We start from the raw sequence: 13673 nt of genomic DNA on the forward strand, positions 1-13673 counted from the left end.
GGTCGCCCAGACCCTAGGACGACCGCGGAAAGATCGGCGAACAGACCCTAGAGTCGCAGGATCCTCCGAGAGCTCAACACCGGAAGGTGCGCGGCTGTGACGCCGACGGCGGCGACCCACATGATGGCGTGCGCGCCGAACCATCCCCCCAGCACTCCGCCGACCAGCCCGCCGATCGGCGCCGCGCCCCACATCAGAAAGCGCATGCTGGCGTTCATCCGGCCCAGCAGGTGCGCCGGAGTGATCTTCTGGCGATAGCTCAGCTGGTTGATGCTGAACACCGCGGCGCCGATGCCGTTCAGCAGGCAGCCGAGAGGGAACAGCGCCAGCTGCCGGCCTTCGGCGGCCAGCGGGGAGACCAGGATGACCGTCGCGGCCACGGCGGCTCCGCCGTACATGGCTCGGCCGGCCCCGAACCGGGCCGCGACGCGGGATGCGAGCACCGCGCCGATCAGCGAGCCGACCGCGCCGCCGGAGAGCAGGAGGCCGTAGACCGCCGGGCTCACGTGGAGCGTCTTGATCAGGAAAAGCGGCTGGGCGATGGCCCAGATGCCGTTGGACAGCATGGTCAGCGCGCCGACCATGGCGATGCGGCGGAGCACGGGGTGGCCCGCGACGTAGCGGACACCCTCGCCGATCTCCTCGGCGAGCCTGCGGCGCTCCGCGACCGGCGCGGTCGTCTCCTCGGCGCGCACCCCGCCCAGCATCAGCGCCGACACCAGATAGCTGATCGCGTCTGCCAGCAGCGCGACCGGCGCGGTGACCGCGTGGACCAGCCAGCCGCCCAGCGCCGGACCCGACAGCATCGCGGTGTTGCGCAGTGTCTCCAGGGTGCCGTTCCCCCGCAACAGATCGTCCTTGCCTACCAGTGACGGCAGGAAGCTCATGTGGGCGACGTCGAAGAAGACCGTGCCGAGGCCCAGGAGCAGGGCGACAGCATAGAGATGGGGCAGGGTCATCACATCCAGGGCGACCGCGACCGGGACGGACAGCAGTACGGCGCCGCGGAGCAGGTCACTCCAGATCAGGATCGGACGGCGGCGCATCCGGTCGACCCACACGCCCGCGGGCAGGCCGACGAGCAGGAACGCGGCCATCTCCGCCGCGGTGAGCACGCCGAGCTGGAAGGGGCTCGCCTCGAGGGTGAGCACCGCGACCAGCGGCAGAGCCACGATCGTGATCTGGGTCCCGAACTGGCTGATCGCGTCGGCGCCCAGAAAGAGCCGGAACGACCTGTCCTGCCACATGCCGGTGGCGCTGTTCCCGATCATGCTGAGGCATCGTTCCGGCGCCCCGCATGACGGGTCAAACCTTTTTCCGAGGGGCTACGCTGATCGGGTGCAGGCGACGGTGCGGACCTTTGACCCGGCGACCCGGTCAGGCTCGGTGTTCCTCGACGACGGGGCCGAGATTCCGTTCGGCGCGGCGGCGTTCGACGCCGGGCCACTGCGGCTGCTCAGGTCCGGCCAGCGGGTGAACATCGTCATGGACGGCGGGCAGGTCACCTACATCACGCTCTCGACCTTCCCCCTGCCCTGACAAGCCGGACGCCCGGACTCCCTCGATGGAAACCCGGGCGCCTGCGAAGGCTTACTTTTTCTTCGCGGCCTTCTTTCCCTCCACATTGACGAGTTCCTTGAAGTCCGAGCCGGGCCGGAACTTCGGGCCCCAGCTCTCGGCCACCTTGATCTCGGCGCCGGTCGAAGGGTTCCGGGCCGTACGGGCCGGCTTGTTCACCATCTCGAAGGCGCCGAAGCCCGTGATAGAGACCTTCTCCCCGCTGGCGACGGCCCTCTGGATGGCGTCGATCACCGCGTTCACAGCCTCGCCGGCCGTCTTCTTGTCGCCCACCCGATCTGCGACCGCGTCGACGAGTTCCTTCTTGTTCATAAAGGTTGCTCCCCCTGTTACCGATGTCTGGGAGTGGGTCATGAGGCAGAAAGCCCGTCTCACCCGATTTGTCACGGCAGAGGTCTCAACAGAGCGAGAAACCCCTTGCCCGCTTGAAATTAAGGGACGGAGCCGTATGACTCAATCACCTTCCGCAATGTTTCCAGGACTCGGCGTATCTGAAACCAGAGCATCTAGGTCTAGAAGGAATAAATCAAGACGCCCCGCTGCATGACTGAGATCACGCTTGGCGACGTCACAGATAGAAAGCAGGCGCCTGCTCAGGCGCTCCTTCTGCGCCACAGGCACGGCAAGCACCCGAACGCGGCGGTGCGCGTCGCGCAACCGCCACGCCAGCTCGTCTTCTGAACGCGTCAGACGGTCGTCGGCAGCCATGACTGCCGTCTATTCTCGTACGCCGCGACGTCATCGGCATTGCGCAAGGTCAGCCCGATGTCGTCCAATCCCTCCATCAGCCGCCAGCGGGTGTAGTCGTCGATCTCGAACCTGGCGATCTCGCCACCCCAGCGGACCTCGCGTTCCCCCAGGTCAACCGTGACATTCAGGGCAGGATCGGCCTCTACGGCGGACTGCAGGGCCTCGACCGTGGCCGCCGGCAGGACAACCGGAAGCAAACCCATTTTGGTGGAGTTATTACGGAAAATATCTCCGAAACGAGCCGCGATCACGACGCGAAAGCCGTACTGCTGCAGGGCCCAGACCGCGTGCTCGCGCGAGGAACCGGTGCCGAAGTCGGGTCCGGAGACAAGAATCGAGGCGCCCTGGTGCGCGGGCCTGTTCAGGACGAAGTCCGGATCCTCGCGCCAGGCCGAGAACAGGCCCTTCTCGAATCCGGTCCGGCTGACCTGCTTGAGCCAGACGGCGGGGATGATCTGGTCGGTGTCCACGTTGCTGCGGCGCAGCGGCACGGCCCGGCCGGTGTGGGTGGTGAAAGCTTCCATGATCGGGATCTCCTAGACCAGGTCGGCGGGCGCGGTCAGTTTGCCGGTGACGGCGGTCGCTGCGGCGACCTGCGGGGAGACCAGGTGGGTACGGCCGCCCTTGCCCTGACGCCCCTCGAAGTTGCGGTTGGACGTCGAGGCGCTGCGCTCGCCGGGGGCGAGGGTGTCGGGGTTCATCCCCAGGCACATCGAACAGCCCGCCTCGCGCCACTCGGCGCCCGCGGCCTTGAACACCTCGTGCAGGCCCTCCTGCTCGGCCTGGAGCTTGACCAGCATCGAGCCGGGAACGATCAGCGTGCGGGTGACGACCTTGCGGCCGCGCAGCACGTCGGCCACGGCCCGCAGGTCCTCCAGGCGGCCGTTGGTGCAGGAACCCACGAAGACCGTGTCCACCTTGACCTCCCGGAGCGGGGTGCCGGCGGTCAGGCCCATGTACTCCAGCGCGCGCTGGGCCGCGGCCGGGTCGTCGGTGTCCTGCGGGTCGGGCACCGCCGTACCCAGGGGGACGCCCTGGCCCGGGTTGGTGCCCCAGGTGACGAACGGGGTCAGCGTGGTGGCGTCGATCTCCACGACCGTGTCGAAGACGGCGTCCTCGTCGGTCGCCAGCGACTTCCAGTGCTCGACGGCGGCGTCCCAGTCGGCCCCGGTCGGCGCATGGGGGCGGCCCTTGAGGTATTCGAACGTGGTCTCGTCGGGGGCGATCAGACCCGCCCGCGCGCCCGCCTCGATCGACATGTTGCAGATGGTCATCCGGCCCTCCATGGAGAGCTTGCGGATGGCCTCGCCGCGGTATTCGACGATGTGGCCCTGACCGCCACCGGTGCCGATCTTGGCGATGATCGCCAGGATCAGGTCCTTGGCCGTGACGCCGACCGGCAGCTCGCCGGAGACCTCGATGGCCATCGTCTTGGGCCGGTAGGCGGGCAGCGTCTGGGTCGCCAGCACGTGCTCCACCTCGGAGGTGCCGATGCCGAAGGCGATCGCACCGAAGGCCCCGTGGGTGGAGGTGTGAGAATCGCCACAGACAATCGTCATGCCCGGCTGGGTCAGGCCGAACTGCGGGCCGATGATGTGCACGACACCCTGGCCCGCGTCGCCCATCGGATGCAGCCGGATGCCGAACTCGGCGCAGTTCTTGCGCAGCGTCTCCACCTGGGTGCGGGACACCGGGTCCTTGATCGGGCCGAGCAGGGTCGGGACGTTGTGGTCCTCGGTGGCGATGGTGAGCTCGGGCCGCCGGACGGGCCGGCCGGCCATGCGCAGGCCGTCGAACGCCTGCGGGCTGGTCACCTCGTGAATGAGGTGAAGGTCGATGTAGAGCAGATCAGGCTCTCCCTCGGCACGTCGCACGACGTGCTGCTCCCAGACCTTCTCCGCCAGCGTGCGGCCCATGTCGCCTCCTCGCGATCGTCCTTCCGCACCCCACTTGCTTTCTCATATGTCGAGACGGCAGTATCGGTGTATGGACAACTCTAGCGGAGTCGGAGTACTGGACAAGGCCGTGCTCGTGCTCAACGCCCTCGAAGCCGGTCCGGCGTCCCTGGCACAGCTCGTCCAGGCCACCGGCTTGGCCCGCCCCACCGCCCATCGGCTCGCCGTCGCCTTGGAACATCACCGCATCGTCTCCCGCGACACGCAGGGCCGGTTCGTACTGGGCCCACGCCTGTCCGAGTTGTCCACAGCCGCCGGCGAGGACAGGCTGCTGGCCGTCGCCTCGCCGATCTTGATCCAGCTCCGGGACCTGACAGGCGAGAGCGCGCAGCTCTACCGGCGCCAGGGTGACGAGCGGGTGTGCGTGGCGGCCGCCGAGCGCGCCAGCGGGCTGCGCGACACCGTGCCGGTCGGCTCGGCACTGCCGATGTTCGCCGGGTCCGCGGCCCAGATCCTGCTGGCCTGGGAAGAGCCGGATCGCCTGCACCGGGGGCTGCGCGGGGCGAAGTTCACCGCGGCCACGCTGGCGAGCGTCCGGCGCAGGGGCTGGGCGCACAGCGTCGGCGAGCGCGAGCAGGGTGTGGCCAGCGTCTCGGCGCCGATCCGCGGAACGGCCGGCAAGGTCATCGCCGCGGTCTCGGTCTCCGGCCCGATCGAGCGCCTCACCCGGACTCCGGGCCGCCTGCACGCCGTCCCCGTGGTCACCGCGGCCGAACGGATCACCGAATCGATGCGACGGGCCAACTGAGCCGTGCGATATGGGGAGGCGAGCACCCTTGCGGCCCCCTAGGCTGGGTAGGTGACAGATCGCATCGAGGCAGCCGCCGCTGAGCTGCGTCCCCTGCTCCAAAACTTCATCCTCTGGGCGCGTGAGAACGCGCCCGGCAGTGATTCCAATCTCGTCGGCTCCGTCGCCCTGTGGCACCGGCTGATCGCCTCCGACGACGTCGGCCGGTGGAAGCAGTCCGATCTGCGCACGGTGCTGCTCGATCGGATGCCCCAGGTCGTGGAAGATCCGGACGCCGCCGCCGACGGCATGGTGCCCGCGGTCCGCGCCTACCTGACCTTCCTGTCGGAGACGGGCCGGCTGGCGAAAGGTTCCTCCTCGCTCAAGGACCTCCTCGCCGAGCTCGACCGCATCGAGGACGACTTCGTCGACGCGATGGAGGATCTGGTCGCCGAGCAGGACGAATACGACGACGAGGAGGAGCCCGAGGGGCTGGGTGACTTCGAGCCGTTCGCGGACGAGCTCGCCGACCTGCCGACGATCCGCCTGCGTCCCGACGCCGAGCTGGCCATGGCCGCCCGGGAGACGAAGCTGATCACCAAGGCTCGCGACCTCGCGGTCTGGGTCGGATCCGAGCGCCGGGTGGGCGAGACGAGCCTGCTCACCGACGCCGAGATCACCGAGGCTCTCGGCGCTCTGGGACTCGCCGTCCCCGAGACGGGCGGCAAGCCGCTGGCCGACTGCGTGCCCGCGCTCTGGAACATCTGGAACCTCGCCATCGACCTGGACTTCCTCCAGCCCGAGGGCGAAGACACCGTCAGCGCCGACCCCGACACCGCCGAGTGGCCCTTCGAGGAAGACGACGACGCCCTGGACGTCTGGCTGACCGGTCTGCAGTCGATCGACTACGGCGACCCCGAGCTCGAAGACGAGGAGGCCACGATCGCCCTGTCGGGGCTGACCCGGGCCCTGCTGATCCGGGTGCTCCTGGCCAGCGGTTCCAAGTCCCTGTCCGAGCTCCGCGCGGAGCTGGCGGAGGCCGCCGCGGAATACGACGACCAGGGCGCCGAGTCCTGGGCGACGGCCTCCACGCAGTACGGCGACCCGCTCACCCCCGTCCTCGACTGGCTGGCCGGATACGGGATGATCGAGGTCGAGCACGACCAGGTACGGCTGACGCCGCTCGGTATGGAGGGCGTGGTCCACCTCGCGGACGACGCCGACATCGAGCTGGACGCCCGGCCCGCCATCGACGCGATGACGGCCCTGGACCTGCTCTCCTTCAGCGCGGAGCTGCCGGAGGAGGAGGCGGACGCCGAGTTCGCCGCCTGGATGGAGCTGCGCGAGCCCGATCAGGCCGCCAAGGAGCTGCTGGAGGCCGCGGCCGAGGACGACGCGGACGCCCTCGTCCGGGTCCAGGCGGCCAGCATGGTGGGCTCGCTCGGCGAGGTGGCCGTGCCCGCGTGGCAGGACGCCCTCGACGAGCCGTCCCTTCGCCCCTACGCGGCCACTCACCTGGCCCAGCTCGGCGTCGAGGACGCTCCCCCGCCCACCCAGGCCGACACCCACTGGCTGATCCTCGACATGCTGACCATCTCCGCGGGTCTCGGCCGGCCGGAGTTCGTCAGCAGCCTGGACGACATCGGCAACGCGCCGAACCTGGTCAACCTGCTCGATGTGATCTGGAAGGTGCCGCACCCGCACCTTGAGGAGCTGCTGGAGGCGATCGGCAAGGCCCACCCGGACAAGCAGGTGGGCAAGGCCGCCAAGCGAGCCCTGTTCAAGGCCCGCTCCACGCACAACTAGCGCATCGGGAAAACGGCGCAGGTCGGGGTGCCGTGGGCGTGCAGCTTGCCGTCCTCGGCCCCACGACCTGCGCCTCGGCGGTGCCGACGGTCCGGCCGGTGGGCGACCACTTGTTGGACGGTCCGGCTGTTCAGCAAATGGATGGGAAGTTCCCGAAACGCAGAAAACCCCCGGAAGCCGTTGCTTCCGGGGGTCTCACCGATGTAGCCCCGACCGGATTCGAACCGGCGCTACCGCCTTGAGAGGGCGGCGTCCTAGGCCACTAGACGACGGAGCCTTGCGAGATGGCAGTGGTAGTCCCGACCGGATTCGAACCGGCGTTACCGCCTTGAGAGGGCGGCGTCCTAGGCCACTAGACGACGGGACCTTACACACTGTCGTCGGATTCAGATGAATCCGCAGCATCTCCGGAGGGAGACACAGCTGGGGTACCAGGACTCGAACCTAGAATAACTGAACCAGAATCAGTCGTGTTGCCAATTACACCATACCCCACCGCTTTCGACCCCCTTGCGGGGCTCGCTGGCGACTCCGAAAGAATAGCCCAGGTTGGGGGTCAAGGCCAAAACGATTGGCCGCGCCGCGGTCCCGCGTCATGCCGACGTGCCTTCCATGGTCGGCTGTGTAACGCTGCTGTCGGAGTTTTGTCCGTATGTGAGGAGTCCGCGCCTTGGCTGAGAACCCGTTCTTCGCCCCCAGCACGCTGCCCTATCGGCTGCCCAACTTCGCCGAGATCCAGGAGGAGCACTACCTGCCCGCCTTCGAGCGCGGCATGGCGGACCATCTCCGGGAGGTGGAGACGATCGCCGGTGATCCCGATCCGGCGACGTTCACGAACACCGTCGAGGCCCTGGAGCGCTCGGGTCAGATCCTGAAGCGGACCTCGACGGTCTTCTTCAGCATCGCCTCCTCCGACGCGACCGACGGCATCCGGGAGATCGAGAGTGAGATCTCCCCCAAGCTGACCAAGCACAGCGACGCCATCCACCTGAACCGCGCCCTCTACGAGCGGATCAAACAGGTCGCCACCGACGACCCGGAGGAGGCGTGGCTGCTGGAGAAATACCGCGAGGACTTCGTCCGGGCTGGCGCCGACCTTTCGGAGTTCGAGCAGGAGCGGCTCAAGGAGATCAACGAGGAGCTGTCCAGGCTCGCCACCGCCTTCTCGCAGAACCTGCTGACGGCCTCCACCGCTTCGGCGCTGGTCATCGAGGACGTCAAAGAGCTCGACGGGCTCTCCGAGAGCGCGATCAAGGCGATCGAGAAGGACGGCAAATACTCCCTGCCGCTGCTCAACTTCACCAACCAGCCCGCCCTGGCCGAGCTGACCGACAGGCAGACCCGCAGGAAGCTGTACGAGCTGTCCGTCAACCGGGCGCCCGAGAACTTCGACCTGGCCGTCAGGATGGCGACGCTCCGCGCCGAGCGGGCCGCTCTGCTCGGCTACCCCAGCCACGCCGCCTACTCCGTCGCCGACCAGACGGCCAAGACCACCGACGCCGTCGAGGAGATGCTCGGCAAGCTGGTGGGCCCGGCGGTGGCCAACGCCCGGCGCGAGGCCGAGGCACTGAGCGAGCAGGCCGGGTTCCCCATCGAGCCGTGGGACTGGTCGTTCTACGCGGAGAAGGTGCGCAAGGCCCGCTACGACTTCGACAGCTCCGAGCTGCGTCCCTACTTCGAGTTGAACCGGGTGCTCAAGGACGGCGTCTTCCACGCCGCCGGCGAGCTGTACGGGATCACCTTCGCCGAACGGGACGACCTGGTCGGCTACCACCCCGACGTGCAGATCTTCGAGGTGTTCAACGCGGACGGCTCGCAGCTCGGCCTGTTCGTGTTCGACCCCTACGCCCGGCCCACCAAGCGTGGCGGCGCGTGGATGAACAACCTCGTGGACCAGTCGCACCTGTTCGGCGACCTGCCCGTGGTGATGAACAACCTCAACGTCACCAAGCCCGCCAAGGGCCCGGCGCTGCTGACCTTCGACGAGGTCAACACCGCCTTCCACGAGTTCGGCCACGCCCTGCACGGCCTGTTCTCCAACGTCCGCTTCCCCCGCGTCTCCGGCACCGAGGTGCCGCGCGACTTCGTGGAGTACCCCTCGCAGGTCAACGAGATGTGGGCGACCTGGCCGTCGGTCCTCGCCAACTTCGCCAAGCACCACGAGACCGGTGAGCCGGTGCCGGCGGAGCTCCTGGAGAAGATGAAGGCCGCCGAGAAGTTCAACCAGGGTTTCGCGACCGTGGAGTATCTCGCCGCGACGCTGCTCGACTGGGCCTGGCACAAGCTCGCCCCCGGCGAGACCGTCGAGGACGCCGAGGCGTTCGAGGCGGCGGCCCTGGAGCGGGCCGGTATCGCCTTCGAGCTGGTCCGCCCCCGCTATCGGACCAACTACTTCGCGCACATCTTCTCCAGCGGCGTGGGCGGCTACAGCGCCGGTTACTACTCCTACGTCTGGAGCGAGGTGCTGGACGCCGAGAGCGTCGAGTGGTTCAAGGAGAACGACGGCCTCAAGCGCGACAACGGCGACCACTTCAGGTCCACCCTGCTGTCGGTCGGCGGCTCCATGGACGTCATGGCCGCCTTCCGCGACTTCCGCGGCCGCGACCCCCGCATCGAGCCCCTGCTGGAGCGCCGCGGCCTGCTGACCTGAACGCCCTTCGACGCCGGGGCGGGGATGGGCCCCACCCCGGCCACCGTCCGGTCTTCCGGGAGCCGACCGGGATCTTCCGGAAGCTGACTAGGCGCCCAGTTCGGCGGTGACCTCCCTGAGCCACCGCTTCTCGGCCTCGCCGGTGGCCCGGGCGATCAGAAGCATGCCGCGGTGGAACGGGTCGGGGACCTCCTCGGCCCGTTGCGGCTTTCCGTCCTGGTAGAAGAAGCTCGCGGGGGTCTCCAGGAACTCGAGGCGGCGGCGGAGGACCCCGGCCTGGTCCGCGCGGTCCGGGAGCTGGGACAGGAAGGTCAGCAGCACGAAGAACCGGGTCTGGTCGCTGATCTCCAGATCGGTGGGCTCGCGGAGCCGCCGCAGAAGCTCGGCCCGGCCCGCGTCGGTCAGGTTGAGGACCTGGCGGCGGGCCGCCCCCGTGCCCTCCTCCTCGTGCCGGTCCACGAGCCCGGCCTTCTCCAGACGAGCGATCGCCGGGTAGAGCGCTCCGTCGCTGACGGGCCGGATGTGGCCGCTCAGCTGGAAGATCCGCGCCTTGAGCTCGTAGCCGTGCATCGGCCCCTCGCCGAGGAAGCCGAGGATCGACAAAGTCAGATCGCCACTTGCCATGGGCGCATCGTATCGCTATACCTCTAAACGAGATAGCTCGAAACGAGGTATACGATGAAACTGATCCGCCTTGCTCTTCCCGTCTACGTGGAGTTGCTGACCGCCGTGGTCGCGGTCGGCCTGATCGACCTGTTCTGGGTCTCAGGCCTGGGCAGCCACGCGGTGGCCGCGGTGACGGTCGCCACCACCACCGAATACCTCGCCCTGGGTGTCATCCTCGCCGTCTCGACCGGGACGACCGTCATCGTCGGCAGGCGCGACGGCAAGCAGCCGATCACCCCGGTGATCCGTACGGCGTGGCTGCTCTGCGCGGCGGTCAGCCTGGCGGTGGCGGTCCCCGGCGTTCTGCTCCGCGAGCCGCTCGCCCGGCTCTTCACCGACGACGCCGTGACGGCGGGCCTGACCGCCGACTTCTACCTGATCTCCCTGGCCGGGATTCCGATCTTCTTCGCCCAGTCGCTGACGGACGGGATCTTCAAGGGGCGTGGAGACACCACGACCCCGATGCGCGCCGCGCTGCTCTGCAACGTCCTGGTGATCGCCCTGGACCCGCTGTTCATCTACGGGTACGGACTCAATCTGGGGGTCGAGGGCGCCGCCGCGGCCACCGTGGTCGCCCGCGGCATCACCTTCGCCGTCACGCTGGCCCTGCTCCTGCGGCGGATCCCCCGCGACTCCAGGGCGTCCGCGAACCACGCGGACGCCCTGGACATCATCCGCACCGGCCTGCCCATGTCCGGGGACTTCCTGGCCAGGTCCCTCGTCGGCATGCTCCTGGTGGAGGTGGTGGGCGGCTTCGGGGTGGTGACACTGGCGGGCTACGGCATAGGGATGAAGATCATGCTGGCCGGGACGATGGCCTTCTACGCGCTCCGCCAGGCCGCGATGATCCACACGGCCCGCTCCGGCCAGGCGGGACCCGCCCTCGGGTACGGCCTGGCCGCCGGCCTGATCGTCTCCGTCGTGCTCAACGCCATCGCCGTCCCCGTGGCGCCCCTGTTCGCCGACGACCCCGCGGTGACCGCCGAGGCCGTGAGCTTCCTCCGCTGGATGACGCTCTATCTCATCCCGTTCGGCGGTCTGATCGCCATGGGCGGAGTGCTCCAGGCGAACGGACGGGGCAGCAGGCTGCTCGGCTCCACGCTGACAGGTTTCGCGGTCCAGCTGCCCCTGGCCTACGCGCTCAGCTCCGCGATCGGCGTCACCGGCGTCTGGCTGGCGATGACGACGGGAGCCACGCTCACGGTCGTGCTCGCCGCGAGCTTCGGCCGCCCCTCAGTGCCCGGTCTCACGTCTCCGGGCCCTGAGGGGCGGCCGTCCCGGCTCAGCCTTCGAGCCTGGCGATGGCGGCGCGGAGCCGGTCCATCGAGCGTTCCCGGCCGAGCACCTCGATCGACTCGAACAGCGGCAGCCCAACGGTCCGGCCGGTGATGGCCACGCGGACGGGGGCCTGGGCCTTGCCGAGCTTGAGGCCGTGCTCGGCGCCGACCTCCTCCAGCGCGGTCTTGAGCGACTCGGGGTCCATGTTGACCTTCTCGAGGCGGTCGAGATAACCGCTGAGGATCTCCAGGGCGGAGGCCTTCATGGCCTTGTCCCACGACGCCTGGTCGAAGACCGGCTCTTCGAGGAAGAGGAAGTCCACGTTCGCGGTGATCTCGGACAGGACCGCGATGCGGGTCTGGGCGAGCTCGGCGACCTTGGCGAAGGTCTCGCGGTCCCAGCTCGGCTCCAGCCACGGCTCGCATCGGGCGACGAAGGTCGCGAGCGGCAGCGCCCGGATGTATTCGCCGTTGAAGGCACGCAGCTTCTTCTCGTCGAAGAAGGCGTTGGAGGGGATGACGTTCTCCAGGCGGAACAGCGGGACCATCTCCGACCACGGCATGATCTCGCGGTCGCCGCCGGGACCCCAGCCGAGCAGCATCAGGTAGTTGACCATCGCCTCCGGCAGGTAGCCCTCGTCGCGGTAGGACTCCAGGGCGACCTTGTCGCGGCGCTTGGACAGTTTCTTGCGCTGCTCGTTGACGATGACCGGGGTGTGCGCCCAGACGGGGGGCCGCGCGCCCAGCGCGGGCCACAGCAGCTCCTGGCGGGCGGCGTTGGGCAGGTGCTCCTCGCCGCGGATCACGTGGGTGATCCGCTGCGTGATGTCGTCGACGGCGTTGGCCAGGACGTAGAGCGGGGACCCGTCGCTGCGCGCGATGACGAAATCCTCCTGCGCGTCGTTGGGGAACTCCACCCTGCCCCTGATGACGTCGTCGACCACGGTGGCGCCCTCGTCGGGGGTGCGGAAGCGCACCGCGCCCGCGCTCAGGCCCCTGTCGCGGCAGAAGCCGTCGTAGCCCTTGTGCTCGGAGCCGGTCCGCGCCTGAACCTGCTCGCGGGTGCAGTCGCAGTGGTAGGCCTTGCCGTCGGCGAGCAGCTTGGCCACGGCCTCGCGGTGCTGCGGCTCGAAGGCCGACTGGAAGTAGGGACCCTCGAAGATCGGGTTGTCACCACTGATCCCGATCCAGGCGAGGGCCGAGATGATGCCCTCGGTCCACTCGGGACGGTTGCGGGTGGCGTCGGTGTCCTCGATGCGCAGGATGAACCGGCCGCCGGACTGTTCGGCCAGCGCCCAGTTGAAAAGCGCTGCGCGGGCGCTGCCGACATGGAACATGCCGGTGGGGGAGGGCGCGAAGCGCACCCTGATGTCAGTCACGGGAGACCACCCTGTTCGTCAGTGTGCCGATTCCTTCGATGCCGACGCTGACCTCGTCGCCGATGTCCAGCGGGCCGACCCCTTCGGGTGTCCCGGTGAGGATGACGTCCCCGGGGATCAGGGTCATGACCGCGCTCACGTGGGCGATCAGCGACGGGATGTCGTACATGAGTTTGGAGGTGCGCGAGCTCTGCTTGATCTCGCCGTTCACCGTCGTGGTGATGGCCAGGTCGCTCGGGTCGAGTTCCGTCTGGATCCACGGGCCGAGCGGGCAGAACGTGTCGAAGCCCTTGGCGCGGGTGAACTGGACGTCCTTCTTCTGCAGGTCCCGGGCCGTGACGTCGTTGGCGCAGGTGTAGCCGAAGATGACCTCACTCGCCCGCTCGGTGGGGACCTCCCGGCAGAGCCTGCCGATGACCACCGCCAGCTCGCCCTCGAAGTCGACCCGCTGGGACAGCCCCGTCGGGTAGGCGATGGCCTCCCCCGAACCGATCACCGAGGTTGACGGCTTCAGGAAGACCAGCGGCTCGTCGGGGACCTCGCCGCCCATCTCACGGGCGTGGTCGGCGTAGTTCTTGCCGATGGCGACGACCTTGCTCGGCAGCATGGGCGCGAGCAGCTTCACCTGCGACAGCGAATGACGCTCACCGGTGAACTGGATCGGGCCGAACGGGTGCCCGGAGATCGCGGAGATGAACTCCTCGCCGGGGCCTCCCTCGACCACGCCGAATCCGACACCTTCACCTGTGGAGAATCTCGCTATGCGCACACGACAAGGCTAGTCGCGCCCGGAGTCCCGCCGGACCGCCGCCCGTCTCCGCTCCGGCCCGTGTCGTGCCGCCCCGGAGACGCGGAGCCGCCGAGATCCGGACGTCACGCACGGTG

General features: G+C 68.6%; 13 protein-coding genes and 3 tRNA genes. 5 read left to right on the forward strand and 11 right to left on the reverse strand.

The window, feature by feature from the left end:
* Positions 1 to 47: 47 nt before the first annotated feature.
* Entirely contained in the window at positions 48 to 1271 is a 1224-nt protein-coding gene (locus ACFY2X_RS22430; RefSeq protein ID WP_389940624.1) for an MFS transporter, read from the reverse strand.
* Positions 1272 to 1338: 67 nt separating this feature from the next.
* On the opposite strand from ACFY2X_RS22430, the gene ACFY2X_RS22435 reads away from it, so the two are divergent.
* Complete coding sequence (locus ACFY2X_RS22435) at positions 1339 to 1539, forward strand: hypothetical protein (protein WP_389940626.1); 201 nt, start codon at positions 1339 to 1341, stop codon at positions 1537 to 1539.
* Between the two features lie 51 nt (positions 1540 to 1590).
* On the opposite strand, the gene ACFY2X_RS22440 is transcribed toward ACFY2X_RS22435, so the two are convergent.
* The 4 genes from ACFY2X_RS22440 to leuC form a co-directional block, all read right to left on the reverse strand.
* Positions 1591 to 1890: an HU family DNA-binding protein gene (locus tag ACFY2X_RS22440; protein ID WP_389940753.1), complete on the reverse strand. Its 300-nt coding sequence runs from the start codon at positions 1888 to 1890 to the stop codon at positions 1591 to 1593.
* Positions 1891 to 2031: 141 nt separating this feature from the next.
* Positions 2032 to 2286 carry a hypothetical protein gene (locus ACFY2X_RS22445; protein WP_389940628.1) on the reverse strand — a complete coding sequence of 85 codons (255 nt, stop codon included), beginning with the start codon at positions 2284 to 2286 and terminating at the stop codon, positions 2032 to 2034.
* On the reverse strand, positions 2265 to 2852 hold the full coding sequence (gene leuD / locus ACFY2X_RS22450; protein ID WP_389940630.1) for a 3-isopropylmalate dehydratase small subunit: 588 nt from the start codon (positions 2850 to 2852) through the stop codon (positions 2265 to 2267). Before leuD ends, ACFY2X_RS22445 begins: the two co-directional genes overlap by 22 nt.
* 12 nt (positions 2853 to 2864) lie before the next feature.
* On the reverse strand, positions 2865 to 4244 hold the full coding sequence (gene leuC / locus ACFY2X_RS22455) for a 3-isopropylmalate dehydratase large subunit (protein ID WP_389940632.1): 1380 nt from the start codon (positions 4242 to 4244) through the stop codon (positions 2865 to 2867).
* A gap of 70 nt (positions 4245 to 4314) precedes the next feature.
* On the opposite strand from leuC, the gene ACFY2X_RS22460 reads away from it, so the two are divergent.
* Both ACFY2X_RS22460 and ACFY2X_RS22465 read left to right on the forward strand, forming a co-directional pair.
* Complete coding sequence (locus ACFY2X_RS22460) at positions 4315 to 5031, forward strand: IclR family transcriptional regulator (RefSeq protein WP_389940634.1); 717 nt, start codon at positions 4315 to 4317, stop codon at positions 5029 to 5031.
* 51 nt (positions 5032 to 5082) lie between these two features.
* Positions 5083 to 6816 carry a hypothetical protein gene (locus ACFY2X_RS22465; protein ID WP_389940636.1) on the forward strand — a complete coding sequence of 578 codons (1734 nt, stop codon included), beginning with the start codon at positions 5083 to 5085 and terminating at the stop codon, positions 6814 to 6816.
* Positions 6817 to 7020: 204 nt separating this feature from the next.
* On the opposite strand, the gene ACFY2X_RS22470 is transcribed toward ACFY2X_RS22465, so the two are convergent.
* The 3 genes from ACFY2X_RS22470 to ACFY2X_RS22480 all read right to left on the reverse strand — a co-directional run bounded on the left by ACFY2X_RS22470 (position 7021) and on the right by ACFY2X_RS22480 (position 7311).
* Positions 7021 to 7093: transfer RNA gene (locus tag ACFY2X_RS22470), tRNA-Glu, on the reverse strand.
* 14 nt (positions 7094 to 7107) lie between these two features.
* Positions 7108 to 7183 (reverse strand) — tRNA-Glu (locus tag ACFY2X_RS22475).
* Between the two features lie 56 nt (positions 7184 to 7239).
* A tRNA-Gln gene (locus ACFY2X_RS22480) sits at positions 7240 to 7311 on the reverse strand.
* 175 nt (positions 7312 to 7486) lie between these two features.
* On the opposite strand from ACFY2X_RS22480, the gene ACFY2X_RS22485 reads away from it, so the two are divergent.
* The gene (locus ACFY2X_RS22485) at positions 7487 to 9466 is read left to right on the forward strand and encodes a M3 family metallopeptidase (protein WP_389940638.1); all 1980 of its coding nucleotides are present in this window, start codon (positions 7487 to 7489) and stop codon (positions 9464 to 9466) included.
* Between the two features lie 87 nt (positions 9467 to 9553).
* On the opposite strand, the gene ACFY2X_RS22490 is transcribed toward ACFY2X_RS22485, so the two are convergent.
* The gene (locus tag ACFY2X_RS22490; protein WP_389940640.1) at positions 9554 to 10090 is read right to left on the reverse strand and encodes a PadR family transcriptional regulator; all 537 of its coding nucleotides are present in this window, start codon (positions 10088 to 10090) and stop codon (positions 9554 to 9556) included.
* A 54-nt stretch (positions 10091 to 10144) separates the two neighbouring features.
* On the opposite strand from ACFY2X_RS22490, the gene ACFY2X_RS22495 reads away from it, so the two are divergent.
* On the forward strand, positions 10145 to 11521 hold the full coding sequence (locus ACFY2X_RS22495) for an MATE family efflux transporter (protein WP_389940642.1): 1377 nt from the start codon (positions 10145 to 10147) through the stop codon (positions 11519 to 11521).
* Here ACFY2X_RS22495 and gltX read toward each other — a convergent pair.
* Together gltX and ACFY2X_RS22505 are read right to left on the reverse strand one after the other, a co-directional pair.
* Positions 11415 to 12788, reverse strand: coding sequence for a glutamate--tRNA ligase (gltX, locus tag ACFY2X_RS22500; protein WP_389940644.1), 1374 nt, complete (start codon positions 12786 to 12788; stop codon positions 11415 to 11417). The two genes, ACFY2X_RS22495 and gltX, sit on opposite strands and share 107 nt — an antisense overlap.
* Complete coding sequence (locus tag ACFY2X_RS22505; RefSeq protein ID WP_389940646.1) at positions 12781 to 13557, reverse strand: fumarylacetoacetate hydrolase family protein; 777 nt, start codon at positions 13555 to 13557, stop codon at positions 12781 to 12783. Before ACFY2X_RS22505 ends, gltX begins: the two co-directional genes overlap by 8 nt.
* Between the last annotated feature and the right edge of the window lie 116 nt (positions 13558 to 13673).

Origin of the sequence: Streptosporangium sp. NPDC000396, from assembly GCF_042898655.1 — a bacterium.
Lineage (GTDB): Bacteria > Actinomycetota > Actinomycetes > Streptosporangiales > Streptosporangiaceae > Streptosporangium.